Origin of the sequence: Aliiglaciecola sp. NS0011-25 (assembly GCF_040370605.1) — a bacterium.
GTDB lineage: Bacteria > Pseudomonadota > Gammaproteobacteria > Enterobacterales > Alteromonadaceae > Aliiglaciecola > Aliiglaciecola lipolytica_A.
In genome coordinates this window covers 248,226-274,981 of the sequence record NZ_BAABWR010000002.1, presented here as the reverse complement: position 1 = coordinate 274,981, position 26,756 = coordinate 248,226, and the positions used below count along the sequence as shown (strand labels likewise).

The following is a 26,756-nucleotide window of genomic DNA, read 5'->3' as shown; positions in this document are numbered from 1 at the left end:
TCAGACTGATACATACAAAATATGTATGAGGTCAAAGAAATATTACGCCGAACGATGTAAACATTATGTCGCTCTAACTATCGGGTAAGGAACATGTATGGATTTTAAAGATTACTATCAAGTTTTAGGTGTCAAAGATGACGCTGATTTAAAAGAGATTAAAAAGGCCTATCGTAAACTTGCACTCAAACTTCATCCCGATATGAATGCTGCTCCAGACGCAGAAGAAAAGTTCAGAGAAGTGGCTGAAGCCTACGAAGTATTGAAAAATGAAAACAAACGAGCCGAGTATGATCAATTAAAACGTTACGGTGCTCAAGGAGGACAAGGGTTTGATGTCCCGCCCGATTGGCAGCCTAGTGGAAACTATGAACATTCACCCGGTTCTGGAAGTGCTGATTTTTCCGACTTTTTTAATTCAATTTTTGGTGGTGCAAATCGTCAACATCGACAATCACGTCAAACAGAGTCTGACTTATTTAAGGGCCAAGATGTTGAATTAGAAGTACCACTGTTTTTGGAAGAATCTGTTAAAGGCATAGTGAAAAGAGTGGAATATACGGTTCCTAATTTAACCGGTAATAGAGTCGAACAGCTGAAGAAGTCACTTGAAGTTAAGATTCCTGAAGGGACCTCTGATGGCGAGCGAATTAGAGTTAAAGGTCAAGGTGTACCAGGAAGTGAAAGCAAATTAAATGGCGATTTATATTTACATATTCGTTTAATACCCCACCCTTTATTTGATGTTCAGGGCCATAACCTGTTACTTACCTTACCCTTAGCTCCTTGGGAAGCTGCACTTGGTACTAAGCTCGAGGTGCCGACGTTGTACGGGAAAATTAGTCTTAATATTCCAGCTAATAGCCGCTCAGGACAAAAGTTACGTGTGAAAGGTAAAGGGCTTAAGCATAAACAGCAGCAAGGTGATCTTTTTGCCGTGATTAAAATAGATATTCCAAGCAAAACAACTCCTGAAACAGAAAAATTGTGGGCTCAATTAGCTGAAGCCGCTAATTTTGATCCTAGAGCAGATTGGAGCAATTAAGATGTCAGAAATTACACTTCACCTTTCAATTCATGAGTTATGTGAATACGACGAAATTACCCAAGACTCGATTTACGCAGTTGTAGAATACGGGATAGCCATACCAATTGAAGGAAATACTATTTCTGAATGGATTTTTGATTTAGACAGCGCTCACTGGATAAAAAAAGCCGTTCGACTTAATCAGCAATTTCAGATTGATTGGGTTGCTACTGCAATGGTCATTGAGTTAATGCGTCAAAAAGAACAATTAGAGAGAGAAAACGACCAACTAAAAACTAGAATAGAGCGTTTGCTTTAGTGTAAATATTTACGGTTTTAATAAGATAAAGGTCAACTATATTTGTAGTTGACCTTGTCTATTTCAATTAAATTGTATCCTCAAAAACGGCCAGTAAATAGAACAAAAAAGCGTTTTTCTGAAGGCGAATTTGCATCAAAGTCATTTAAATAATGCCACTTTTTAAGCACGTCTACTTGACACAAACGGCCCATTTTTATTTATAACTACTCGTTAAAAACAGCACGATAAAACACACTAACAATACGATTTTGAACAATTTGAATTCGAAAACCTATAATCCTTAAGGTCGAAGCAACTTCGCTTTGAATTGTTAGAAATTTCCATGGAAAGAATATTCAATCTATACTGCTGTTGGCCTGCAAGAGTTACGCATAACCTTGCGTAACTTCACATTATCATCAAAATCAAAATAAGACTGTCTAATTTAGTTAAAAAACACACTGTATAGCCTGATATTTGAACAATTTATTAGGCTTTTTTTAAGGTGTATTTTTTAATTCTCTAAGCCAAATATTTCTGAAACTGACTTTATTTCCGTGGTCTTGTAATTGAATTGGTGCGCAGCCATGAGCCTCATAACTTGGTGCTCCAATCCATTCTGTTTTACCTTTTATTTCGGTGTGGTTTTGTACAACAACTCCGTTATGTAAAACCGTAATAAAAGCAGGAGAAGTTAATCTATCCCCATTAAATTTTGGGGCCTTATAAATGATGTCATACACCTGCCATTGACCTGCAGGTCGCATTGCATTAACCAATGGTATACTTTGTTTATAGACGCTAGCTGCTTGTCCATTTACATAAGTTTGATTGTTGTATGAATCTAATATTTGAATTTCATATCTTTGCTGCAAAAAAACACCACTGTTGTGGCGTTGTTGTCCCTCAAGCCCCGCTACTTCTGTTGGCGTTTTCCACTCTAAATGCAATTGAATATCGCAAAATTCTTTTACAGTTTTAATGTCTCCTGCTCCAGGATTAACAGTCAAGCTGCCATTTTCAACTATCCATTTAGCATCTTCATTAGATAAAGATCGCCATCTAGACAAATCAGTCCCGTCAAATAATACAATTGCATCGGAAGGTGGACGATTCTCTGATGCCGAAATAACCTTAGGGACAGGCTTCCAAACCTCGGTTTTTTCAGCTTGTTGCCAAGGTTCAATAGGCGCTTCACCAGCAATACTTTGGCCCCCAGAAAGAGCAAAGCCTATCGCAAGCATTAGGGGGATTTTTGAAAAACAGGAAATGAATAAATATTCTGTTTTTGGGGTTATCTGGCCCATGCTCTATCTCCTTTTTTATAATCCAAATCGCCGTTATAAGATCCTGGGATCGCTACATGGCGTAAGACTTTTGTTGCTCCCAATTCAGAGCTAAAAAAACTAAACAAAACTAATTGTTTGAGCATCGTAAAATAGTGAATAGGAACGGATTTATTCGCTATTTGTTGTTTGTTTTGATGAATATATTGTTTAGCTTCGGTGTCGAGTTTAGTGAGTAACTGCGTTCTCTGGTTTTCACTAAGAAGAAGGAAGGCTTGATTAAATTCATCACTAGCTTGTTTTTCAATCTCTATAAGCCCTTTTTTAAATATCTGTTGTTCTTCGGCCGTATAACAATCTGTAATTATTATGGCTATGGTTAGACCTACATTGGCTTGCTTCGCGCCAGGAGTATCAGTTTGCGGAATAATGGTTTCTCCCAATTGGTTGAACAAGATAACGTCTTCTTGATTAAAGCTCGTATCAGTTAAAGATACCTTTGGCCGTAAGTCATAAGCCAGAGATTGACCACCAATAAATGCAGTGCCGGTGGCTGCAGCAATCATTTTTAGTAATTCTCGTCTTTGCATTACAAATTCCCTTTTTTAAGTTCTTCCACTGCAAAAGCGGCAGCCCTAGCGGTCAATGCCATATAGGTTAATGACGGATTGACGCAAGATGCAGAAGTCATACATGCTCCATCAGTTACAAACACGTTTAGTGCGTCCCAAACCTGATTATTTCCATTTAACACCGAGGTTTTGGGATCTCTGCCCATACGCGCAGTTCCCATTTCATGAATTCCCATTCCTGGGTAATAGCCTGCATCAAAGCCTTCAATATTCTTTAACTTTGCAGCATCAAAAAAATCGATTGCATCTTGTTGCATGTCTTTGCGCATTCGATACTCATTTTCCTTAATTTCAACGTCCATGGCTAAAACCGGTAACCCCCATTTGTCTGTTAGTTTATGGTTTAAATAGATCCGATTTTTATGGTCAGGTAACATTTCTCCGAACGCAGTCATACCGATCCGCCAAGCTCCAGGTTCACTGATTTGTTCTTTTAAATTCGCTCCAATACCCATTTCCGCAACATCCCGCCCCCAGCCTTGACGGCTAGCACCGCCTTGATAACCAAAGCCTCTTAAGTAGTCTCTGCTATCACTCCCCCAATTTCGGTAGCGAGGAACATAAAAGCCACTGGGTCGGCGTCCGTAATAATATTTATCATCGAAACCTTCAACCTCAGCCGAGGCCCCTGCGCGAAAATGATGGTCCATAACATTGTGACCTAATTCACCACTACTGCTGCCAAGTCCTCCCTGCCAAATGTCAGTAGCAGAATTCATTAATAACCAGGCAGAGTTTAGTGCAGATGCATTAACAAACACGATTTTACTGTTGTATTCGATTGTTTGATTAGTCTGGGCATCTATGATCATTACGCCTGTGGCACGTTTTTTATCTTTGTCGTAGATTATTTCTTTTACAATGGAAAATGGGCGCAAAGTTAAATTGCCGGTTTTAACGGCGGCCGGCAATGTTGAAGACTGAGTACTAAAATAGGCACCAAATGGACACCCGTACCAACATTTATTGCGATATTGGCAGCCTGTCCTACCTTCACTGGGTTTCGCTTCTGTCATATTGGCCGTTCTACCGGGAATTAGATGACGAGTTCCTTTAAAAGCTTTTTTAATTCGCTTGGCGACTTCTTTTTCAACACAATTTAACGCCATGGCAGGTTGATATATCCCGTCAGGTAAAACATCTAAACCGTCACGATTTCCGCTAATTCCTGCAAATCTTTCCACATAGTCATACCAGTCAGAGAGATCTTCATAACGAATCGGCCAATCCACTGCTACGCCCTCTTTTTGATTGGCTTCGAAGTCTTCTGCATTTAATCGATAACTTTGACGTCCCCACAATAAAGAACGCCCTCCCACATGGTATCCACGAAACCAATCAAACCTTTTATCTTCGGTATAGGGGGCATCTTTCTCATTCGCCCACATACCAAAAGTTGACTCATTTAATGGATAATCACGACTAAGCACCGGGTAGTCTTGTTTCATGTCTTGGGTTGCTAAATCTCTATGGGGGAAGTCCCATACTTCTTTGTGAGCGTTTTTATAGTCTTTGATGTGTTCTACGTTTTTACCTCGTTCTAACATCAAAACCTTTAAACCTTTTTCACACAGTTCTTTGGCCGCCCAACCACCACTAATTCCGGAGCCCACGACTATTGCATCATATTCGTTTGTCTTCATAGTTCGTCCTTTTAAGCTGTAGCTTCTTAGAAGGTAAATTTTTACTGCTTCGACGTGACGAATGCACGATTACAAAGCATTTACGTATCATTTACTTATTTGTAATGTTAAACGTTTAAGAAAAGTTTGACTAGGGGGGCAATTCAGAAAATAAACAAGATAGTAAAATTAGTAATATTCTTAGTGGTTTTACTAGTTTTGTTGAAGCAAAAATCGTTTAAGCCAAGCTCCTAATTTAAGAAGCTTGGCCTATTCTTTTTGGGTTTTACAACAGTTTTCTGATCACGAACTGCAGGATTCCGCCATGTTTGAAATATTCAAACTCGTTGGGAGTATCGATGCGAATATCAGCATCAAAACTAAAGGGTTGTTTATTGGCGCGGTGAACATTGACCACGACACTCTTCTGATCACTGGATATAGCATCAATGTCGTAGGTTTCAGTGCCATCTAGCTTGTAAGTTTCTGCACTTTGTCCTGATTTAAATTGTAATGGTAATATGCCCATTCCAATTAAATTTGATCTATGGATCCGCTCATAACTTTGGGCAATAACGGCTTTGATTCCTAGCATTAAAGGTCCTTTTGCAGCCCAATCTCTAGAGCTTCCAGTTCCATATTCCTTGCCTGCAATAACGATAGTTGGCGTTCCACGACTTTTATAAACTTCAGCGGCTTCAAATACGGTCATTTCCTCAGACTCTGGCTGCAAACGAGTCCATCCACCTTCGGTTCCAGGTGCAAGTTGATTTTTTAAACGCACATTTGCAAAGGTGCCTCGCATCATGACCTCATGATTACCACGTCGTGAACCATAGGAATTAAAATCCGTTTTATTGACGTTTTGTCGCTGTAGATATTTTGCTGCTGGAGTATCTAATCCAATAGTGCCAGCTGGTGAAATATGATCAGTAGTTACACTATCACCTAATTTTAGAAGACACTTAGCACCTTCAATGGGGTCAATATCGGTAGCCGTCGCTGTCATTTTTTCAAAAAATGGCGGGCGTTTTACATAGGTTGATTCTGGCCAATCATAAATATCGGAATCAACCGCTTCGAGGTCATTCCAAATCTCTCCACCGTCATAGATAGAGCCATACTTTTCAGTAAACATGCTTTTATCCACTACTTTTTCGACAATCTCGGCTATTTCCTCATTACTCGGCCATATATCTCTTAAGTAAATAGGTTTTCCATCTTTGCTGGTGCCTAGGGGTTCTGAGGTCAGATCTATATTCATGTTACCTGCAAGCGCATAAGCAACAACAAGAGGTGGAGATGCTAGATAGTTTGTTTTGACTTCTGGGTGAATGCGACCTTCAAAATTACGGTTGCCTGAAAGAACCGAAGAGACTGTGAGATCCCCTGAATTGATCGCTTTCGATATAGGATTCGGAAGAGGACCTGAATTGCCGATACAGGTTGTGCAACCATATCCCACAAGGTTAAAGCCTAGTTGATTCAGCTCTTCAGTTAACTCAGCCTTATCTAAATACTCTGTCACAACTTGTGAACCTGGGGCAAAGCTGGTTTTTACCCAAGGATGAACATGCAAGCCCAATTTATTGGCATTTTTAGCCAATAATCCTGCGGCGACTAACACAGATGGATTCGAGGTATTAGTGCAGCTTGTTATTGCTGCGATGACGATAGCACCATCTTCGATGTCAAAGCTTTCACCATTGTATTGGCATTCGACCTTTTTACTAATGGGCTCTTGCCCCTGCCCGCCTTCATTTTCATAGCGGCCTTCGATGGTATCCTTTGGCGCTATTTTCAGATCAGATTGATCCGACACCCATTTTTTAAAGCTACTGGCAGCATCATTAAGGGCAATTCTATCTTGGGGTCTTTTGGGTCCAGCAATAGATGGAACTATGCTGGATAAGTCTAATTGTAATTTATCATGGTATTGGGCTTCACTTAGGCTATCTGAGCCCCACATTTTTTGCGCTTTGTTATATTGCGTAATGTACTCTATCTGTTCTTCGCTGCGACCGGTTAACCTTAAATAGGTTACCGTTTGTTCATCGATTGGAAACAAACCGCATGTGGCTCCGTATTCGGGCGACATATTTGCAATAGTTGCTCTGTCTGCGACCGTCAAATGTTGAATACCTTCACCGATAAACTCAACAAACTTCCCTACCACCCCAAACTCACGCAACTGCTGAGTAACCGCCAGGACCATATCGGTAGCGGTGACCCCAGGTGCAAGCTTGCCGGTCAATTCCATTGCAACAACTTCAGGAATTAGCATTGTCACTGGCTGTCCTAACATGGCAGCCTCTGCTTCTATGCCGCCTACGCCCCAGCCCATGACGCCAAGTCCATTTATCATAGTGGTATGTGAATCGGTGCCAACTAAAGTGTCTGGAAACAGAACTTTATTACTATCATCGGGATTTTCACTATCTTGTGCAAAGGTGACACGAGCCAAATATTCTAGATTGACTTGGTGAACAATGCCTTTTCCTGGCGGCACAACTTTGAAATTGTTAAAAGCTTTTTGTCCCCATTTTAAAAATTGATAGCGCTCTTTGTTTCTTTTTACTTCAATTGCAGTGTTATGTTTAAACGCATCTTTACTGCCGTACTCATCCACCATAATTGAGTGATCGATCACCAAGTCGACCGGCTTTAACGGATTGATTTTTTTAGGATCCCCTCCTAAATCATTCATAGCATCTCGCATTGCAGCTAAATCTACAACAGCTGGAACACCGGTAAAGTCTTGTAAAATCACTCGGGAAGGGACAAAGGCAATCTCGGTGGATGAGGCGGCGTTATTATCCCATTTTATTAAGGCATCAATATCTTCTGTTTGTACAAAATCGTTTTGACTATGCCGGAGTAGATTCTCCAGAAGCAACTTTGCAGTTAATGGAAGGCGTTGAAGTTGTTCAGCTGAACCAGCTTTATTAATGTCGTAAAAAAGGTAATTTTTACCGTCAACAGAAAGAGTAGATTGATACTTTGAAGATGAATCCATGGTGCTTCCTTTTGTGTGCATTTAAAAATGGTACTTTGAAAGACTGAGAATTAAATCTAATAGCTTTTAGAGCGGGTTCCCATCAAAATCGTTCCATTAAATAAAATATTCTTTGTTTATGTTCTTTGAGTAATTCAAAGCAATTTGTTAGCCAATTCGGCAATGGCCATTTGAAGGGGAAGATAGAAAGGAAGAGTGTTTAAAGTGTATAAAAATTTTTCACCCATTGTAAAAATTACATTTTCCACAAAGGGTATATAAGTTGAAGTTAATCAGCGTAATATTGTTCTCTGATTCTTTTAAAATCTCCGTTTTGTTTAGCTGTTCTAATTATTTGTTCAATCTCTGCTTGTCTTTCGGTAAATTTAGAAGATTTACTTAGCCCAAAAAAGTAATTGCGCTGAGCTTCTGGCTGATAGAGTGCAGGTACAATAGTTACTTCACTTTTTACGGTTTCCAATAACTTATTGGTACTATGAGCAAAATGCACAAAACCGTCTACCCTCCCTTTTTCTAGTAAACCTATTTTTTGTTTTAATGTAGATACTTTTACTGTTTGCGGCCTTTCAGTTAAGCTCAGTTCAGGAAAATAATTCCCGCGAATAGTAACCGCAAAAGTGGATTGTTTAAATTCCTCAAAAGAAGATAATCGATATTTATCTTCTAACTTCACGAATAAGGTGTTTTGAATTGATTCGTAACTCGGTTGCAAAATAATGAAGCCCTGATCCGGCGCAGCATAATGGTGGACTCCAACCACTAAATCTAAATGACCATTCCTGAGTTCAACTAATCGACGACCAAAAGATAATGGTGTTATGACAAGATCGGCATTCAATTTATCCGCCATATAATGTAAATACTGTGCATGCAATCCGTTGGGAAATTCTGGCGAAACGGAAGAGTGTAATATATCTTTCGCTGTGCTCTTTGTTGCCATCGTTAAACAGCTAAGCAGGATAAAACAAAACAATTGAAACTTTTTAATAACGAAATCCTTAGTACTCGAAACTACTTTGACTAATTTAAATTTTATTATCCGTTAACTATGCACAGATTTTTAAGTAATTTATGGCTATTTCTGATTAACGCTTATGATCTTTTAGCCATTCATTTAATAATTTAATTTGACCGCATTTATAAGCAGCATAAGTTATCCGCAATGCATTAGACAAAACCTCATTGTCGGTCCATTTGGTTTTATCGCGGATTTCATTGTAACAGCTCATGGCATCTTTGGTTACGTAACCACGAACTTGTTTATGACCCAGCTCTTTTTGACGTTGTCGATAGCGTTTTTGCTTCTCTGCGTTTGCGACTTTTTTCTGGTTTTTTTGCATTTAATATAATATCAATAAAATTTAACGTTAGAATAGCTACAAAATAACAGTTTGTTTGGAAAATTTCACTGTTCAGAGTTGTTTAGCTTACAAGTGTTCGCTAAATTAGACACTTTATAAACTAGAAGAAGCCTAAATGAGTAATTTTAAATCAAGTTTTAGCCGTGAAGATCTCTTAGCATGTAGTCAAGGGGAGCTTTTCGGGCCAGGTAATAGTCAATTACCCGCTCCGAATATGCTTATGATGGACCGTATTGTAACGATAAGCGAAACAGGCGGAAAATACGATAAAGGGTATATTTTAGCCGAGTTAGATATTTCTCCTGATCTTTGGTTTTTCGATTGTCACTTTCCTGGTGATCCAGTTATGCCTGGTTGCTTAGGACTCGATGCAATGTGGCAGTTAGTTGGATTTTTCTTAGGATGGTGTGGCGGACCAGGTAAAGGACGTGCCTTAGGAGTTGGTGAAGTCAAATTTACTGGGCAAATTCTTCCTACAGCCAAAAAAGTTACCTATAAAATTAATATGAAGCGGGTAATAAAACGTAAATTGTATATGGGAATGGCTGACGGTGTTGTTGAGGTGGATGGCAGAGAAATCTACGCTGCTGAAAACCTAAAAGTTGGTTTATTTCAAGACACTAGTAGTTTCTAGTATTTTAAGAACCCACTAAAATACAAAAGCCCCTTTCGGGGCTCATTTTCCTAACGGCTGTTTAAACCAATATTACGGTCTTCGATAGCCTCTCGCCATCCTCCTAACCACTCGGAACGAGATTCAGTTGTTTGAAATGGACAGATTTCTTTAGAACGTCCTGAAATACCTGCTTGATAGCCTTTTGAATGAGCACGGGAAAGTTTGTCGCGTTTTTGTCTTTTCATTGAGTGACCTCTTGTTTAAACAAATACATGTGATTATCTGAACCACAATACTGAGACTATCTGAAACACAAAAGGGTTCAATATGCTACTGCATAAAAATTCCCAATTTATTAATAAATATATGATTAGTTTAGGTTTTTATCTTTACACCAATTTTGAATATAGGTTTGTTTTTTAAGACCAAATTAATATTTCAATTTTGTGACGTCAACGAATGCGCGGTCTAGATTGAAGTTAATCAAAAATCATAAAAAAGCCCCGAAACAAATGTCGGGGCTCAAAGTTAATTTTTGTTTAGCTCTAAAAGATGATTAGGCTTTAAATTTTTGTCTTAATCGACCACCGAAGACGAATAAAACAAGTCCCAATAAATAGTATAAACTACCACCTTTACGCTCAACAGTCTCTTTAACTAAATGACAATCATCGATACTCCCGCCAGGAATAGGCACTAATTTAACTGCCACAGACATATTCTGGAAAATCGTATTACCACGAGCATCTAGTGCTAACTCGCCATTAATGGCGGTGCGCTCGCGATATATCACTGCTGTTGCGGTAATTTCATCGTTATCGTTAATATCAATGCCTTGCACGATGGTATAAGGGGTATCACAGCTTAATAAATCGTTTATATTGGTAAACTCTTCAGTATTGATATCGTAAAGAAAAGCTTCTTTTCGACGGCTACCGATCAAATCTGTGTCTACCTCACCTTCCCCAACAACTAAACCGTTGTTGTTGATGCCTCTGGCAATACTTGATGAGCTTTCAAAGAAGTCGTCCGGGAAACTAAGAACGTCACCACGATAATCATAAACAAAAAATTTATTACGAGTCGCTGAGGTGATAATTTTATTGGCATAACCAACGACAACGTCATTATCATTTATATCTAAAGCGGTACTTTCTAAATATTCTTCATCACTGATGAATCCATGCACATCGTCTCCATCAAAAACAGCGGCTTTGTTTATCACTACCGTCTGTGAATCCTGATAAAAGTCATTAGAAACGCCTACTGCGATGCCATTATTATTGATGGCATTAGCGCGGCTTTCATAGAACCTAGTATCACCAGGTGCAGGTTCTAATATTGTGCCCAGCTCTCTACTATTTAGAAGTTCTCCGCTTGAACTAAACTCCCAAATGATCGCCCTACGCAAAAATGTTTCGTCAACTGGATCGCGATTACCCAAGGAATTAGCGAGTTTTGACCGCACTCTGCCTTGATATTCATCACGGAGTTGCCTTAAACAGTATTCTTGAGGAATGTCGCCTCTAGCTTCTTTGTCGTCACATAAATCCACAACGTCATCAAAGCCGTCGATAACATCCACAGATCCATATCCAGCGACTTCAAAACTATCATTGATATCATTTGCAACACTTATCCCTCCCAACAGATCTTCAATGGGAGGAACTTCGATTGTGACACCGTTGATATCCATAAAACCACGAACGAGGAAATCTTGAACGTGGTATTTTAGGTTCAAGCCGTTTTCATTTCGGTAGTTGATTTTTTGGAATGGAGCTTCTCCAAAACCTACGATAGCAGAAAAGTTATTAATTCCGGTGGCCAAAGTATCAGCACTTTTTGTTAAACCTTGAAGATCTTGTTCGATGACATCGAAGCCAATTTTTTCTTCTACTTCAGTATTTTCCAATACATAACTTTGCACAGTTGCAATTTGTTGTAGAAAGGGATTGGTTGAATCATTACTTTGTGGGTAAAAGATGTTAGTCGTTGTAGCGTCGGAAGTGATGAAACTATATAAAATCAGTAAGTCATCATCATTAATATTGCCCACAGATGCGCCATCTGCATCTGTTAACGTATTAATTAATGCTTCGCTTTCAAAGTTAATTAAATCAACATCTATTGGCGGATTAAAAGGGTTAGCAATCGATGCTGCGACTTCCCCTCGATCATTAATTGCTCTAGCATAGCTGTTAATCCCTTTATCTCTTAAAGGTAATTCCACAACTGTATATTTTGCTGCTTGCGCTGAACAAATGGTTAGCGCACAAAGGGTTAGCCCAGAGGCCAGCCGATTCATTTTCATTACGTATCCTGTAAATTACTACTTAATTAGCTAATTTCGGTATTTTGATATAGCAAATACATTTGGGTATCTACATACCTTCTAGCTCATCCCATCGTGCATACGCTTTTTCCAGCGAACTTTCACAATCTGCTAGTTCATTGATTGCGGTATTAAATTCATCTTGGGACTGCTTAAAAAATTCCGGATCATTTATTTTACTTTGTAAAGCTTGGACTTCATTTTCCAGCTTTTCTATTTCTAGTGGTAAAGAATCTAGCTCTAATTGATGTTTATAAGACAACTTTTTTGTCTTTTTTATTACCGGTTGAGACTTAGGACTCGCTGATTTTACAGAAGTTTCGTCTTCTGTGGGTTTTTTTTCTGTTTGATACCAAGTTTCGATATCAGTATAACCACCAACAAACTCTTTAAGCTCACCATTGCCCTCAAAAAACAGGCTAGATGTTACGACATTATCAACAAATTCTCTATCATGACTTACTAAAATAACGGTACCTTGGTAACCGGAAATTAAATCTTCAAGTAACTCCAAAGTTTCCACATCTAAATCATTTGTTGGTTCATCTAGAATTAGTATATTTGAGGGCTTTAACAATAGCTTAGCCAACAATAATCTATTTTTTTCTCCGCCAGAAAGTGACCTAACCGGTGCGTTAACTCTATCTGGCGTAAACAAATAGTCCTGTAAATAACTCATAACATGCTTGTATTGGCCATTAACCAACAAATCACGCTTTCCGTCACCCACTACATCAATAACACTTTTATCTAAATCTAAGGCTAATCGGTGTTGGTCAAAATAGGCAACTTCTAGATTAGCTCCTTGTTTTACAGAACCCGACTGGGGTTGCAAACTACCTAATAACAAACGTATCAGGGTACTTTTACCACAGCCGTTGGGGCCGATTAAGGCAAGTTTATCGCCTCTAAATACATTTAATTCTAAATTATTAACAATAACTTTATTGTCAATTTCATAGTGCAAGTCGACGGCTTCAAACACAATCTTGCCGGAAGAGTTACTGGTACTAACGGTAGCTTTCGCTCTGCCTTGCAATTTATTCCTTTGCGAATGCTCTTGGCGCAGTGCTTTAAGTGCTCTTACCCGACCTTCATTACGAGTACGACGTGCTTTTATACCTTGTCTAATCCATTGCTCTTCTTGGGATAATTTTTTATCAAACTCAGCGTTAGCATTTTCTTCGTTTTTAAGATCTTCGGCTTTTTTATCTAAATAGGTTTGATAGTTACCAGGATAACTGGTGAGGTTACCGCGGTCTAAATCGATAATTCTGGATGCCACAGCGCGGATAAATGCTCGGTCGTGACTGACAAAAACTACCGCGCCTTTGTATTCCTTAACAATTCCTTCAAGCCACTTAATCATGTGAATGTCTAAATGGTTAGTTGGCTCATCTAGCAATAATATGTCTGGGTTCCCCACCAAGGCTCTAGCTAGCGCGGCTTTTCGACGCCAACCACCAGATAAAGAAGATAATTGCTGATTACCATCCAAATCCAATAAAGTCAGTACCTGACTAATTTGTTGCTCAAATTGCCAAGCATCTTGATGCTCTAACTTATGTTGAAGCTGCTCTAAAACTTGTAGATTTTTATCAGATGGATCGGTAGTCACTAAATTTATTTGGTGGAAATAGGCCTTTAATAACTCACCTGTTTCAGCCATACCTTCAGCGACATAATCAAATAGTGTTGACTCAACACTTTCCGGCGGATCTTGCGGAAGACGAGATATTTTAACGTTAGGTGAAATAATTCGTTGGCCATCATCTAATGGCTGGTCACCTTCTAAGACTTTTAGTAACGTGGACTTACCACAACCATTACGGCCTACTAAACAAATACGTTCGCCAGGGTGAACCACTAATTCGCCTTTGTTTAAAATGGCAGGATGTCCAAACGACAGTTGAGCATTTTTTAATTGTAATAAGCTCAAGCTAAAAACCCCTTCAGTTGCATTAAATCAAATGGCCAGCCTAATTCTTTCTGGTTGTCTTGGCGTTGGATAACCGGAATTCGTGCGCCATATAAATGGTATAACTGATGGTCTGATTTCACGTCAACAGTGGTAACTTCCAAGTCATAACTTGTCGCTACTTCTGCTAACAAAGCATGAGCTAAGTCACACAAATGGCACTGTTTTCCAGAATAGAATTTTAACTGCATGTATCAATTATCTCGTTTATCTAGTCTTGCTTGGTAAATATCCAGCAGTGGTGAATTTTAGGATTACGTTTGAAGTCTTCAGGCAATGTTTTTTGACTTATATTTTCCACCGATAGCCCCAGTAACTTAACGGCACTTTCATCCAATTTAAAACTGCGTAGATTATTAGAAAAAATAATCTCACCCTTTGGATTTAAGCGCTGGTAGGCATGTTCAAGCAGTTGCATATAATCACGCTGAACATCCCAAGTTGAATCCATTCTTTTAGAATTAGAAAATGACGGAGGATCGATAAATATTAAGTCATAAGTTTGCTGATGGTCGGTTAGCCAATTAATACAATCCGCTTGAATAAATTGATTTGCGCAATTGATGTTGTTCAACTGAACGTTTTGTTTCGCCCAGCTAATATAGGTTTTCGACATATCAACTGTGGTCACTGATTTTGCACCACCTAATCCAGCGTGCACAGAGACACTTCCGGTATAGGCAAAAAGATTCAACACATCTTTTTTGCTTGATCGTTGTTGCACAATTTGGCGGGTAATTCGATGATCTAAGAACAGTCCCGTATCAAGGTAATCAGACAGGTTAACTAAAAACTTAGCCCCATTTTCGTAAACCTCTAAGGTAACTTTCTTTTCAGCTACCTTTTGATACTGTTCACTGCCTTTTTGCTTTTGGCGTGTTTTCACTACAATTTGCGTTGAATTCACCCCAGTCACTTCGGGCAATGCCAAGAGTACGTCATGCAAGCGTTTACGGGTCTTTTGCTCTGGAATATCTTTTGGCGCAGCGTACTCTTGCACAACTAACCAATCAGCGTAACGATCTATTGCTACGTTGTATTCGGGCAAATCGGCATCATACAAACGATAACAGTTAGTATTTTGTTTGTTGAGCCAACGAGATAGGGACTTAATATTTTTAGCTAAGCGGTTGGCAAAATCTGATTGCGGCTTCACCGACTCTTTAACAATGACATTCTTTTCATCTAAAACGTAATTAACCAACTGACACTCAATAGCCCCGTTCATTAATTTGTAATCTTTATTGGCAACCAATTTCAGCTGTTTAAACAGGTCTCTATTAGCAGTGAGTAAACTTACTCGCCAACCTTGAAAGTGTTGTTTTAAATGTTCGCCCCATGATTGGAACACTGGTAATAGTTCAGTCAGCTCATTTAATCTTTCCCCGTAAGGTGGGTTAGACACTATGTAACCGGCTTCGCAATCAACTTGTAATTTAGTCGCATCAGAATTGAAAAAAGTAATGTGCTCAAGCATTCGGGCTGAATCGGCATTTTGTTTTGCAGTGTTTAAAACTCTTCTATCCAGATCATTAGCATATATTTTTGCCTCAGGCTGTACTTGAGCATCCAGTGCCTCATCAACTAATACTTGCCAAAGTTCAGCTTGATGTAATTTCCAATTGCTGAAGCCCCAGTGCTGTCTACCTAAGCCAGGAGCAATATTACATGCCATCAATGCCGCTTCGATGGCAATGGTTCCTGAACCACACATTGGATCAAATAATGGCTTAGAGCGATCATTATTCCATCCACTACGTAATAACATCGCACAGGCTAAATGTTCTTTTAATGGAGCTTGTCCCGTTTGCTGACGATAGTGACGTTGGTGTAAGCTGCGGCCCGAAATATCCACGTATACCGCAAAATTTTCTCTGCGTACTCGAGCATGAATTCTTATATCTGGCTGAACTTTACTGATCGAAGGTCTTTCGCCAAAATGATGGCTAAAGGTATCAACAATTGCGTCTTTAACCTTTAAAGCACCAAACTGGGTGTTATTAATCGTTCTATTGGTACCCACAAAATCAACCACAAAGGTATTTGAAACGCTAAAGTGATCCTGCCACGGCACAGTTGCAACAATATCATACAGCTCTTCGGCAGTATCTATTTTGCCTTCGGCCAATTGCACAAGAACACGATTCGCTAACCGAGACCACAGACAAACTTGGTATACGTCTTTTAGCTCACCACTAAAATACACCTGACCAGGTCGCATTTTTAAACTGCTATTCGGTAATAAAGTCGTTAACTCGTCAAGCAATAGCCCATCGAGTCCCCTTGAGGTTGTAACTAGAATTTCAAACATGTATGTACCAGAAAATAAAATCTCGGCGATTATACGGGATAAAGGCAGAGGGTATAAGGGTTATTATTGAATAGCGGATTATATTTGTATAAAAAATGAAGATTAAAAATAAGAAAAATTGTCTGATTGTTCGTCGCTGTCATCTTCAAGTTGCTCTAAGCTCAACAATCTATCGGACAGCACATTTATTAACGAAAACTGACTATGTACTTTATTATCGGAGGTTGTAAACTCTTCAGATAAATTTAAACACAATACTGAACTACCCTGTTGTTGCAGAGTAAGCATCAGGTAACTTTCACCATTGCAGCTTAACCAAGCCAGTTGCTGCTCCTCACTATGCAAACAACAACTATTTTTTTGGTATAACCAGCTTTTGTTTAAAACCGGTTTATGAAAGCACTTCGCAGCAGTTGCGTTTAATGCAATTTGAGTCTTCACACTATCTTCGAAGGGTACATTGGAGTTATTTACCGCTTCAAGTGATTCAATGAAACATTGAGAATGCTGAATTTCAAAGTACAAATTCTCTGGAATCAGCTTTAACTGAGAATCCAAATAAGCAGTTTGAAACGATAATCCAGCATTTAACTCAATCATCAAAAAATGTGACTGTTTATCTATAAACCATTTCCAATGACCTGATGGCAACAACATAGAATATAAACTTCAGTAAAGGCTATTTTATCTAGTGTGAATTTATCACAATTACAGCCTTATACTAATCCTTTCACTATTTGTTTTATCAGTGGAGGTCCCTGATAAATAAAGCTGGAATATATTTGCACTAAACTGGCTCCCGCACTTAGTCTCTCATTTGCAGTAGCACTAGAATGAATCCCACCTACGCCAATGATAGGCATTGCACCATCTAAGTATTGCGCTAGTTTCTTAGTTATATGCAGGCTCTTATCAGTTAGCACTTCTCCACTTAACCCGCCAGCTTCTTTTGCATAGCGCAAGCCTTCTACAGCAGAACGTTCTAGCGTGGTATTGGTGGCTATGACCCCATCAATTCCGGTTTTAACTAAAGATGCAGCAATGCCCTGCACTTCCTCATCGGTTAAATCAGGCGCTATTTTGACCACAAGTGGCACATATTTACCGTGAAATTGGGATAATTGCTGTTGTTCATTTTTTAGGCCCAACAGTAAGTGATCTAATGCTTCACCATATTGCAACGATCTTAACCCTGGCGTATTGGGAGAAGAAATATTAACTGTGACATAATCTGCATAGGCGTAAACTTTTTTCAAACAGATTAAATAATCATCTAGGGCGTTCTTTTCTTCTGTTTGTTTATTTTTACCAATATTAATACCTAAAACCCCATCATATTGGGACTGTTTCACCTGCTCAACTAGATAATCAACACCTTTATTGTTAAATCCCATGCGATTAATGATAGCTTTCGCATCAGGCAATCTGAACATGCGTGGTTTTTCGTTACCAGGCTGTGCTAGAGGGGTTACGGTGCCAACTTCGATAAAGCCAAATCCCATGGCAGAAAATGCATCAATACATTCGCCATTCTTATCTAAGCCTGCGGCAAGGCCTAATGGATTTTTGAAGGTTAATCCTAAACATTTAACTGGATGGTCTTCTACCGTCTGCTGATAGGTTAGCTTTAATAAATTATGTTGAGAACGTTTCAAATAGTTTAACGTGAAGTCATGACTCCATTCTGGGTCACATTGAAATAGTGCTTTTTGCACAAGTGGATACATAAAAAGACCTCAACAAAAAGCCCTGATTAGCAGGGCTTTATTATTAAAAACAACTGGATATTAGTATACCAATACCCCATTAACTGCTCGCGTTTATGCTAAGCAACATCAATTCTCTTAGTGCCACAGAGAATTTAGCAAATTCATGAGAATTACTGGTTTTGAATTCTGACATCATATGATACCAGCGTTCCAACAATATGGTATTGTTCTCCATCCATTTATTCAAAATTTCTTCAGGATCATTGTTATCTGGTGCACCAGATAACAATACAGTAGTAAGCGATCGTTGCTGCCAATCTAACTCTTCACGATAAGAGGCTCTGGCGAGTGCTTGCCAATGGTTGCTTACTGTTTGGTTGTTAATTTGATCAAGGAACCAATGTAACTGCAATTTTGAACCTAAATTGAAGTATAAGCTTGCTGCCACATCCAATTTTCGGTTTTCTGATTGGGTCATTTGGGCCAAATCTAAACTGCAGAACATATTGCTCAAACTAGCGACTTTGTAGGCAATATTTTTAGGAACACCTTGCGCCACATAATCTGAAGTGGATTTTTCCAATTGGCTATATTCTGTATCAACTAAGTAGTTTTCTAAGTTTTCACTTAACGCGCTAAAAGTAGAAACGTACAAGTTAACTGACTCGGTGATAGACAGATTTTTTTCACCGTGGCGCAAGAACCAACGTGATGCTCTGCGCATTGTTCTACGCATTAAATCGAGCATTCCCAATTGGGTTTTTGCTGAAACCTTGTTGTCTAAACTTTCTATTTCTTGCCACAATGCATCGATACCAAATACAGCTTTAACAACCGAGTATGCCGTCGCCACTTCTTCCACTGCAGCACCGGTTTCTTCTTGCATCCTAAACACAAAATTAAGCCCCATATCATTAACCATATTGTTGGTTAATTTAGTGGCGATAATCTCAGCTCGCAGCGGATGGAATTCCATCTGCGGTACAAACCTGTCTTGCAGTTTCTGCGGGAAGGCACTAACCAGTAATTGCTCATGGAAAGGATTGTTAGTGATCTGTTCGATATTTAACTTCTGTTTTAAAACCATTTTGCCGTAAGCTATCAATACCGATAGTTCTGGTCGTGTTAAGCCTTTACCCAAAGCTTGTCTATCCGATAATTCATCGTCAGATGGAATAAATTCGAGTTCTCGATTTAACGCCCCTTCTCGTTCTAAACCATGTATGAATCGCAGTTGCTCTTTAAGTAGCGTAGGACCGCCATATTCAGTAATGGATATTGATTGAGTTTGACGATAGCAATCTTGTATCACTAACTCGGCAACATCATCGGTCATAGAGTAAAGTAACTCATTGCGTTGTTTACTGGTTAAATCACCGGCGCGAACCAAAGCATTCAGTAAGATTTTTATGTTCACTTCGTTATCTGAACAATCAACCCCACCTACGTTATCGATAAAGTCGGTATTTACCCTACCGCCTTGAGATGCATATTCGATGCGGCCCATTTGGGTTAACCCTAAGTTACCCCCTTCACCAATAATTTTGGCGCGGACATCTTTACCATTTACGCGAGTATCATCATTGGCGCGATCCCCAACTTCACTGTGGGTTTCTTTGCTACCTTTGACGTAGGTGCCAATCCCGCCGTTCCAAATCAAATCAACCTGCATTTTTAATGCATTGTGAATAAGTTCATTAGGAGTCATAGCTGCCTGAGTCGTACCTAACCATTTTTTCATTTCATTGGTTAATTTGATCGACTTCGAGGCGCGACTAAAGATACCGCCGCCTTTAGAGATTAGCGATTTATCGTAGTCATCCCAGGTCAGAGATGGATTTTCAAACAAACGTTTTCGTTCTGCATAACTGTTTGCGGTGTTTGGATCAGGATCAAAGAATATGTGTAAGTGGTTAAACGCACAGATTAAACGTGTGTGTTTTGATAACAACATTCCGTTACCAAACACGTCACCTGCCATATCGCCGATGGCAACACAGGTAAAATCAGTGGTTTGACAATCAATATCAATTTCACGGAAGTGACGTTTTACTGATTCCCATGCACCTCTAGCGGTAATACCCATCTTCTTGTGGTCGTAACCGATACTGCCACCTGAAGCAAAGGCGTCACCAAGCCAAAAATTGTATTCATCGGAAATGCTGTTCGCAATGTCAGAGAAGGTCGCCGTTCCTTTATCTGCCGCCACAACCAAATAAGGGTCATCTTCATCAAGTCTAACCACATTTTTAGGCGGTACGACTTCACCATCAATAATGTTGTCAGTGATATCTAATAGGCTGCGGATAAATATACGATAGCAAGCCTGCCCTTCTTTTTGAATCGCGTCTCTACCTTGATCCATGGGTAAGTTTTTACAAACAAATCCACCTTTAGCGCCCACGGGTACTATTACCGTATTCTTAACTTGTTGGGCTTTAACCAATCCAAGTACTTCGGTTCTAAAGTCTTCTCTTCTGTCAGACCAGCGCAAACCGCCTCGTGCTACTTTGCCACCGCGTAAATGCACACCTTCAATTCGAGGGGAATACACAAATATTTCATATTTTGGCAAAGGAAGAGGCATGTCTGGAATTAATTCAGGCAGCAACTTAAATGACATATAAGGTTTTTCGTTGCCATCTTCATCAGGTTGATAGAAGTTGGTTCGCAAAGTGGCCAAAATCATGTCTAAATAACGGCGAATAATTCGATCATCATCTAGATTAGATACTTGGTCTAGGCGCTCTTTAATATCACTTAAAATACTGTCGTTTTTCTTTTCACTGCGTTTTTTATTTGGATTGAATCTATTGGCAAATAATTCAATTAGTTTTTTTGCAATACTTGGGTAATTAGCCAGTGTGTTTGCCATGTAAGTCAAACTAAACGAACTTCCGGTTTGACGCATATATTTTGCGTAGGCCCGCAATATAGTGACGTTCCGTCCGGTTAAACCGGCACCTAAAACCAACCTATTAAATGGGTCGTCTTCTAAGGTGTTGTGCCATACTTTGGCAAACGCATCTTGAAACAATGCTTGCGCTGCTTCCATGTCTAAGTTTTGACTATTACTGTGCAGCATTGAAAAGTCCATAATCCAATGCACATCGCCATTTTGGCATTTTATTTTATAGGGACTTTCATCAATTACCCGCAAACCAAAGTGTTCAAGCATTGGCAATACAGCAGACAAATGAATGGGTTCCTTACGGTGAAACAGTTTTAGTTTAACCGCTTTAGAGTCGTGACCTTCTTCTTGAGGTCGATAAAACAACATATCCAGGGTATGAGATTCGGTAAGTTGTTCAAGCTTACTGATATCGACTAATGCAACGCTTGGTAAGTTTTGTTCTGTATAACTGCGAGAAAATGCATTACCGTACATTTGTTCTATGGCTTTACCAGCTGCTTCACCATAGGTTGCGCTAATAGAAGCTGCCAACCTGTCATTCCAACTTTTGGTTAGCTCGATAATATTCTTTTCAATTTCCTTCACATTAAATTCCGCATTGTTATCTTTCACTCGTGCAATGTAGTGAGTACGCGCATAAACAGACTCAGAAAAATAAGTAGTAAACTCTACTTGTTCTGTACTATTAAAAGACTTTTGTAATAATTCTTGGGTCTCTTTACGTAACTGCGTGTTGTAGCGTTCCCGCGGAACATAAACCATACAACTAATAAAACGACCAAATGCATCTTTACGTACGAATAATTTAGATATTCCACGTTCCTGCATTTGAAAAATGCCCAATATTATTTTGCCTAACTCTTCATCATCACCTTGTAGCAACTCATCACGAGGATAAGTTTCGATAATATTGACGAATGCTTTGTACGCGTGTGAGTTTTTATCAAAACCGGAATGTCCACAAATGCGTTCAATTTTGCGTTGTAAAACAGGCAACTGTGTAGCGCTGCTATTGTAGAATGAAGCTGCATACAATCCTAAGAAGCGGTGTTCGCCAATTACATTACCGGCCTTGTCGAAACATTTAATACCTACATAGTCCATATACGCGGGACGACTTACTCGCGCCCTGCTGTTGGTTTTAGTTAAAATAAGCGGGTTTTTACTTAATGCTTCTTTTTGCGCCGATTGTGGCATATTAGATAAAATTCTATCGCGGTCGCTTATTGAATTTTTCATCAAACCGAGACTGGTTTCGTTTTTAGGCGTCCAACGATGATCACCTTCGATAGCGTTTACGTCATAGTAGCGATAGCCCATTAACGTAAAGTTATGATCATTTAACCAAGTTAAAAACTCCATGGCCTGATTTTTTTCGTCTTTGCTGACGGGGCAATTTGATGAAGGAAATTCATCAATTATGCTGTTTAATTTGTCGCGCATTGACTCCCAATCTGAAACCGCTAATGATACTTCACCGACCACAGACAGTAGTTCACTGGTTAGTTTATTCAGCGCTTCTCTAGTGACTTGCCTATCAACTTCAATTAAAAATACAGTTTCACGTATTTTTTGCTTAACTCGGCTTTTGCTAGATAAAAATGTATCTACTTCACCTTTATCATTTCGCTTTAGACTAATAGGACTATGTAACAATAAATGTGAGGTTATATTCAGGCGATTTAGAGTCATCCTGACAGAATCAACTAAAAACGGCATGTCCCTAACAATGATCTCAACGATAGTGTGAGAGGATTGCCAACCGTGTTTAGATATTTCTGGATTAAACACACGAATTTTTGGCTGTTGACCGTCATATTTAACAAACTCATTCCACAGACTTAATGTCGCACCATATAAATCGCTGTCATTGCGATTTTCTAAGTCGTCTATCGAAATGTTCTTAAATAGTAAACGAGAAAATTGTTCCACTAATTCGGCATTGGATTTATCGATTTTTTTATTAATCAGTTTAAATACGTTTTCTAGCAGTACTGAATGTTGGCTATTGGCAACCGTCATTTTATTACCTTGTAATGATAAAAGTGCTAATTTTTCTTAACACAATAAATAGGTTCTTTTTAGATTAGTCAAAATGCTGAGATATATACAGTTTTTGATAATTTAGTTGCTCTATTTTCGCTAAAAATTGAAGCCTTTAAAAGGATTAAATTAACTATAAATTTACAATAAATATAAATATGCAAGGAATCTAATTAAAAAAGGGCCGAATGGCCCTTTCATTGAAGTTTAAGCAAATAATTATGCAAAAATTATTTTTGTTTTCGCCAGAAAACAGCGGCTAAAGCCGGTAAAACTACGATAGCACCCAACATATTTACGACAAACATGAAGGTTAATAGTATACCCATATCCATTTGGAACTTGAGAGAAGAGAATACCCAAGTACTCACACCTACCGCAAGCGTAATACCAGTAAAGAGAACGGCACTACCTCTTTCTTTCAATGCTTCAAAATAAGCCTGTCTAACCGGCATGCCTGATTTGAGCTTAATGTTCATGGTCGATAATATGTAAATACCGTAATCCACACCAATACCTACACCTAAAGCAATGACTGGTAATGTAGACACAGTAAGTCCAATTTCTAAAAATGTCATCAATGCCTGAGCTAATACTGAAACAACATACAGAGGAATAACCACTGACATTGTAGCCCGTAAAGAACGGAAGCTCAGTAGACATAAAATAATCACTGCACCAAACACATACATCATCATTGGATTCTGCGCATCATCGACAGCTTCGTTTTTAGCCGCCATTACGCCAACAGGGCCAGATGCCAAACTAAATTTAAGCTCATCTGTTTCGTAATCCTGTCTGAAGACTTTAACCGCATCAACCACGCGTTTAATGGTTTCTGCTTTGTGATCTTCCATAAACAAGATGATCGGCATAACTGAACAATTAGTATTGAGCAAACCAGAAGACGTTGGGATTTGTGCAATTGCCTGCACCAAGGTTTGCTGATTACGCGGAATAACACGCCATTTAGGATTACCTTCGTTGTAACCTGCGTTGACTAATTTCGCCACCGATGGGAGGCTAACAGTTGATTGTACTCCTTCAATGTTGCCCATTTTCCACTGCAATTCATCAATCGCATTCATTACTTCATAGGAAGTACATGCCTCAGGCGTTGTTTCTACTAAAATGGAGATGTAATCGACACTGATGGCGTACTTATCGGTTATCAAAAATGTATCTTGATTGTAGCGACTACTTTCGTGTAGCGCAGGCGCACCTGCATGCAAGTCACCAATTTTCATTTTTGACGATTGAAGCCAACCAAATACAAACAAAACGGCGGTCACAATTAAGATTAAATATGCCACTTTAGGAGTCGAACAATGAGCAATCGTATTCCAAAATTTATCGGAACGATTTTCTTTGTTCTTAAATTTGTTTTTATATGAATCACTAAATTTCACATAAGACATCAGCACCGGCAATAGGATCAGGTTGGTCAATATAATGACTGCAACACCCAAACTAGCGGTTATTGCTAACTCTCTGATGATACCAATATCGATCACTAACAGGGTCATAAAACCGACGGTATCAGATAGCAACGCAATTCCACCAGGAATCAGTAAAGTTCTAAACGCACTTTCAGCTGCAAATAGCGCAGTTCCGCCTTCAACAACACGTTTGCCTACTGCATTAATCATTTGCACACCGTGGCTTACGCCTATGGCAAAGACTAAGAATGGTACTAAAATCGACATAGGATCTAAGCCAAACCCTAGAATGGTTAGCAAACCTAATTGCCAGACAACGGCTATCACTGAACACAGTAAAGGCAATATGGTGAGCATGATTGATTTGGAAAAGAAATAAACCATTACGGCAGTAATTGCTAATGCAATGGCAAAAAACAACAGTACGTCTTTGGCACCATTGGCAACATCGCCAATCATTTTGGCAAAACCAATTATATGAATAGTGGTATTTTCGTTTTCGAATTTACCCCGTAATTGCTCTTCTAATTGATCAGCCAGTACTAGGGTATCTAATTTTTCGCCCGTTGCTGGGTCAATATTAAGCAACTGCGCAGAAACCATGGCACATTTGAAATCATCTGAGACCAATTGCCCAACTATGCCGGCCTTATCGATGTTTTGAGAAACTAAGGCTAACGCGTCTGGGTTTGTTGAATCAAAGTCTGCAGGGATCACTGGACCACCAGAAAACCCACCTTCAACAATTTCAGTAAAACGAGTGGAGGACGAAAATAATGATTTAACTAAAGAACGTTCAACGCCGTTAATGAAAAACAACTGGTCATGTACGTTTTTCAGCGTATCGAAGAATTCGGTGTTAAAAATATCACTATCTTTATCACATACTGATACCAATATACTGTTAGCACCGCCAAAATCTTTAGCATGCTTCATATAGTTGACCATGTATTCATGATTCAACGGTATATTTTTAGTGAAGCCTGCGTCTAATTTAAGTTGCGAAGATTGGTAACCTAAAAACGCAGTGGTTAACGCAAACAGTATTATTACAATAATCCGATTTCGAAAAATTGTGTTTACACAAAAATCTATCAATTTAGTCATAGGTCTTTACTAATTCCTTCGCAAACTGACTCTCCTTCGTTATACAAAACACTTTTAATTCCTTCAGCTGTGGCCAAAAGAATATGGTTTTGAAAAGAAACAGCAGCATTTATCGCTTTGCCATCATCAAAATGTGCATTTGAAACATTTGTATCATCAACACACACAACGTTACCGCTATTACCCATCGCCACAAACTGGGATTGAGAAATAGGCATAATCACATTTAATGAGGAAGTTATCCCTGAGTGGATGGTCATCCAGTTTCCATCATTAGCAGTCATTCTGAAAATGTTGCCACGCAAACCAACTGCAACAATATCGCCATTATTCAACTGCTGTATATCGAAGAACGAACCATAATAGTTAACGTCCATACGCTGCCAAGTGTGTCCTTTGTCTTCGCTTTTAGCCAATAACCCAGACTCCCCAGCAATATAAATGACATCATCAACCACTAATATTTTATTTAGGTGAGGTAAAATAGAGACCAATTCAGATTGATAAAACTCTTCATCTTCTAAGCGAATTTCTTCTAAATAGTCAATATCATCTGGATGGAGGAAACCCTGGTGAACTTCTTTTTTCCAAGTAACTCCGCCATCAACGGTGCGCATGAAAGTGCCGTATGCACCAATGGCTAAACCTTCTTTAACATCTAAAAATGTTACATCTAAAAGTGGTTTCTCCAACTCCGGGGCAAACATTTGAATTTCCCAAGGTTGGCCTTTTTCCGACTGATGTAAAATGACCGCATCATGTCCCACTGCCCATAATTTATTCTCAATGGCAGTCACCGCGGTAAGAGTAGATAAGGTTGGAATTGCTTGCTGTTGCCATTTTTCACCATCCTCTGAAATCAGAACATGGCCACGCTCGCCAACAGCGACAATGCGTTGCGCGGTTTTAGTGACATCTAATAATAGCGATTCTTTTGCTAAAGGAGCCATATAAGACTCTTCAGAAGACGCTGAGAATGCACTTAAAGAACTCACAAACAAAATTGTTAAAATTTTACTTCGATTCATTTTCTTCTTTTCATCTTCAGTTACAAAAACGGCT

At 39.1% G+C, this 26,756-nt stretch carries 19 protein-coding genes; 3 read left to right on the top strand and 16 right to left on the bottom strand.

Translation table 11 applies throughout. The features are described from left to right. Positions 1-97 precede the first annotated feature (97 nt). Both ABWV72_RS03035 and ABWV72_RS03030 read left to right on the top strand, forming a co-directional pair. Positions 98-1,045, top strand: coding sequence for a DnaJ C-terminal domain-containing protein (locus ABWV72_RS03035; protein WP_303499937.1), 948 nt, complete (start codon positions 98-100; stop codon positions 1,043-1,045). Between the two features lies 1 nt (position 1,046). Then, positions 1,047-1,346 (top strand): chaperone modulator CbpM, encoded by a 300-nt coding sequence (locus ABWV72_RS03030; RefSeq protein WP_216046606.1) that lies wholly within the window; start codon positions 1,047-1,049, stop codon positions 1,344-1,346. A 482-nt stretch (positions 1,347-1,828) separates the two neighbouring features. Here the strand turns inward: ABWV72_RS03030 and ABWV72_RS03025 are convergent, their stop codons facing one another. The 6 genes from ABWV72_RS03025 to ABWV72_RS03000 form a co-directional block, all read right to left on the bottom strand. Further along, positions 1,829-2,572, bottom strand: a complete 744-nt coding sequence (locus ABWV72_RS03025) for a 3-keto-disaccharide hydrolase (RefSeq protein ID WP_216046756.1) — start codon at positions 2,570-2,572, stop codon at positions 1,829-1,831. A gap of 50 nt (positions 2,573-2,622) precedes the next feature. Further along, positions 2,623-3,204, bottom strand: coding sequence for a gluconate 2-dehydrogenase subunit 3 family protein (locus ABWV72_RS03020; protein WP_353368631.1), 582 nt, complete (start codon positions 3,202-3,204; stop codon positions 2,623-2,625). Continuing rightward, the gene (locus tag ABWV72_RS03015; protein WP_353368629.1) at positions 3,204-4,889 is read right to left on the bottom strand and encodes a GMC oxidoreductase; all 1,686 of its coding nucleotides are present in this window, start codon (positions 4,887-4,889) and stop codon (positions 3,204-3,206) included. Before ABWV72_RS03015 ends, ABWV72_RS03020 begins: the two co-directional genes overlap by 1 nt. Positions 4,890-5,154: 265 nt before the next feature. Beyond that, positions 5,155-7,884 (bottom strand): aconitate hydratase AcnA, encoded by a 2,730-nt coding sequence (acnA, locus tag ABWV72_RS03010; protein WP_353368627.1) that lies wholly within the window; start codon positions 7,882-7,884, stop codon positions 5,155-5,157. A gap of 268 nt (positions 7,885-8,152) precedes the next feature. Further along, complete coding sequence (locus ABWV72_RS03005; protein WP_303499929.1) at positions 8,153-8,824, bottom strand: substrate-binding periplasmic protein; 672 nt, start codon at positions 8,822-8,824, stop codon at positions 8,153-8,155. A gap of 145 nt (positions 8,825-8,969) precedes the next feature. After that, on the bottom strand, positions 8,970-9,224 hold the full coding sequence (locus ABWV72_RS03000; RefSeq protein ID WP_216046601.1) for a hypothetical protein: 255 nt from the start codon (positions 9,222-9,224) through the stop codon (positions 8,970-8,972). Positions 9,225-9,360: 136 nt separating this feature from the next. Between ABWV72_RS03000 and fabA the strand changes: the two genes are divergently transcribed. Continuing rightward, positions 9,361-9,879 (top strand): 3-hydroxyacyl-[acyl-carrier-protein] dehydratase FabA, encoded by a 519-nt coding sequence (gene fabA, locus ABWV72_RS02995; RefSeq protein WP_216046600.1) that lies wholly within the window; start codon positions 9,361-9,363, stop codon positions 9,877-9,879. Positions 9,880-9,929: 50 nt separating this feature from the next. On the opposite strand, the gene rmf is transcribed toward fabA, so the two are convergent. The 10 genes from rmf to ABWV72_RS02945 all read right to left on the bottom strand — a co-directional run bounded on the left by rmf (position 9,930) and on the right by ABWV72_RS02945 (position 26,722). Next, on the bottom strand, positions 9,930-10,106 hold the full coding sequence (gene rmf, locus ABWV72_RS02990) for a ribosome modulation factor (protein ID WP_216046599.1): 177 nt from the start codon (positions 10,104-10,106) through the stop codon (positions 9,930-9,932). Positions 10,107-10,417: 311 nt separating this feature from the next. Beyond that, on the bottom strand, positions 10,418-12,172 hold the full coding sequence (locus ABWV72_RS02985; protein ID WP_353368623.1) for a DUF3466 family protein: 1,755 nt from the start codon (positions 12,170-12,172) through the stop codon (positions 10,418-10,420). 70 nt (positions 12,173-12,242) lie between these two features. After that, entirely contained in the window at positions 12,243-14,132 is a 1,890-nt protein-coding gene (gene uup / locus ABWV72_RS02980; protein ID WP_353368621.1) for an ATP-binding cassette ATPase Uup, read from the bottom strand. Then, positions 14,129-14,362, bottom strand: a complete 234-nt coding sequence (locus ABWV72_RS02975; protein ID WP_353368619.1) for a glutaredoxin family protein — start codon at positions 14,360-14,362, stop codon at positions 14,129-14,131. The genes uup and ABWV72_RS02975 overlap by 4 nt, the downstream gene beginning before the upstream one ends. A gap of 20 nt (positions 14,363-14,382) precedes the next feature. Next, entirely contained in the window at positions 14,383-16,482 is a 2,100-nt protein-coding gene (gene rlmKL, locus ABWV72_RS02970) for a bifunctional 23S rRNA (guanine(2069)-N(7))-methyltransferase RlmK/23S rRNA (guanine(2445)-N(2))-methyltransferase RlmL (protein ID WP_353368617.1), read from the bottom strand. 102 nt (positions 16,483-16,584) lie between these two features. After that, complete coding sequence (locus ABWV72_RS02965; RefSeq protein WP_216046594.1) at positions 16,585-17,139, bottom strand: cell division protein ZapC domain-containing protein; 555 nt, start codon at positions 17,137-17,139, stop codon at positions 16,585-16,587. A gap of 59 nt (positions 17,140-17,198) precedes the next feature. Further along, positions 17,199-18,209, bottom strand: a complete 1,011-nt coding sequence (gene pyrD, locus ABWV72_RS02960; protein ID WP_353368615.1) for a quinone-dependent dihydroorotate dehydrogenase — start codon at positions 18,207-18,209, stop codon at positions 17,199-17,201. Positions 18,210-18,288: 79 nt separating this feature from the next. Beyond that, a complete protein-coding gene (locus ABWV72_RS02955; RefSeq protein WP_353368613.1) occupies positions 18,289-23,127 on the bottom strand; it encodes an NAD-glutamate dehydrogenase in 4,839 nt (1,612 codons plus the stop codon). A 251-nt stretch (positions 23,128-23,378) separates the two neighbouring features. Continuing rightward, positions 23,379-25,694 carry an efflux RND transporter permease subunit gene (locus ABWV72_RS02950; protein WP_216046591.1) on the bottom strand — a complete coding sequence of 772 codons (2,316 nt, stop codon included), beginning with the start codon at positions 25,692-25,694 and terminating at the stop codon, positions 23,379-23,381. Next, on the bottom strand, positions 25,691-26,722 hold the full coding sequence (locus ABWV72_RS02945; RefSeq protein ID WP_216046590.1) for a YCF48-related protein: 1,032 nt from the start codon (positions 26,720-26,722) through the stop codon (positions 25,691-25,693). The genes ABWV72_RS02950 and ABWV72_RS02945 overlap by 4 nt, the downstream gene beginning before the upstream one ends. Positions 26,723-26,756 lie beyond the last annotated feature (34 nt).

Bases quoted from the DNA above. Each gene is read 5' to 3' on its own strand.
- acnA (WP_353368627.1), bottom strand. From the start codon at position 7,884: ATGGATTCATCTTCAAAGTATCAATCTACTCTTTCTGTTGACGGTAAA.
- ABWV72_RS02975 (WP_353368619.1), bottom strand. From the start codon at position 14,362: ATGCAGTTAAAATTCTATTCTGGAAAACAGTGCCATTTGTGTGACTTA.
- ABWV72_RS03020 (WP_353368631.1), bottom strand. From the start codon at position 3,204: ATGCAAAGACGAGAATTACTAAAAATGATTGCTGCAGCCACCGGCACT.
- ABWV72_RS03015 (WP_353368629.1), bottom strand. From the start codon at position 4,889: ATGAAGACAAACGAATATGATGCAATAGTCGTGGGCTCCGGAATTAGT.
- ABWV72_RS03030 (WP_216046606.1), top strand. From the start codon at position 1,047: ATGTCAGAAATTACACTTCACCTTTCAATTCATGAGTTATGTGAATAC.
- fabA (WP_216046600.1), top strand. From the start codon at position 9,361: ATGAGTAATTTTAAATCAAGTTTTAGCCGTGAAGATCTCTTAGCATGT.
- ABWV72_RS03000 (WP_216046601.1), bottom strand. From the start codon at position 9,224: ATGCAAAAAAACCAGAAAAAAGTCGCAAACGCAGAGAAGCAAAAACGC.
- ABWV72_RS02950 (WP_216046591.1), bottom strand. From the start codon at position 25,694: ATGACTAAATTGATAGATTTTTGTGTAAACACAATTTTTCGAAATCGG.
- ABWV72_RS02985 (WP_353368623.1), bottom strand. From the start codon at position 12,172: ATGAAAATGAATCGGCTGGCCTCTGGGCTAACCCTTTGTGCGCTAACC.
- ABWV72_RS03025 (WP_216046756.1), bottom strand. From the start codon at position 2,572: ATGCTTGCGATAGGCTTTGCTCTTTCTGGGGGCCAAAGTATTGCTGGT.
- ABWV72_RS02965 (WP_216046594.1), bottom strand. From the start codon at position 17,139: ATGTTGTTGCCATCAGGTCATTGGAAATGGTTTATAGATAAACAGTCA.
- pyrD (WP_353368615.1), bottom strand. From the start codon at position 18,209: ATGTATCCACTTGTGCAAAAAGCACTATTTCAATGTGACCCAGAATGG.
- rmf (WP_216046599.1), bottom strand. From the start codon at position 10,106: ATGAAAAGACAAAAACGCGACAAACTTTCCCGTGCTCATTCAAAAGGC.
- rlmKL (WP_353368617.1), bottom strand. From the start codon at position 16,482: ATGTTTGAAATTCTAGTTACAACCTCAAGGGGACTCGATGGGCTATTG.
- ABWV72_RS02955 (WP_353368613.1), bottom strand. From the start codon at position 23,127: ATGACGGTTGCCAATAGCCAACATTCAGTACTGCTAGAAAACGTATTT.
- ABWV72_RS03005 (WP_303499929.1), bottom strand. From the start codon at position 8,824: ATGGCAACAAAGAGCACAGCGAAAGATATATTACACTCTTCCGTTTCG.
- ABWV72_RS03035 (WP_303499937.1), top strand. From the start codon at position 98: ATGGATTTTAAAGATTACTATCAAGTTTTAGGTGTCAAAGATGACGCT.
- ABWV72_RS02945 (WP_216046590.1), bottom strand. From the start codon at position 26,722: ATGAATCGAAGTAAAATTTTAACAATTTTGTTTGTGAGTTCTTTAAGT.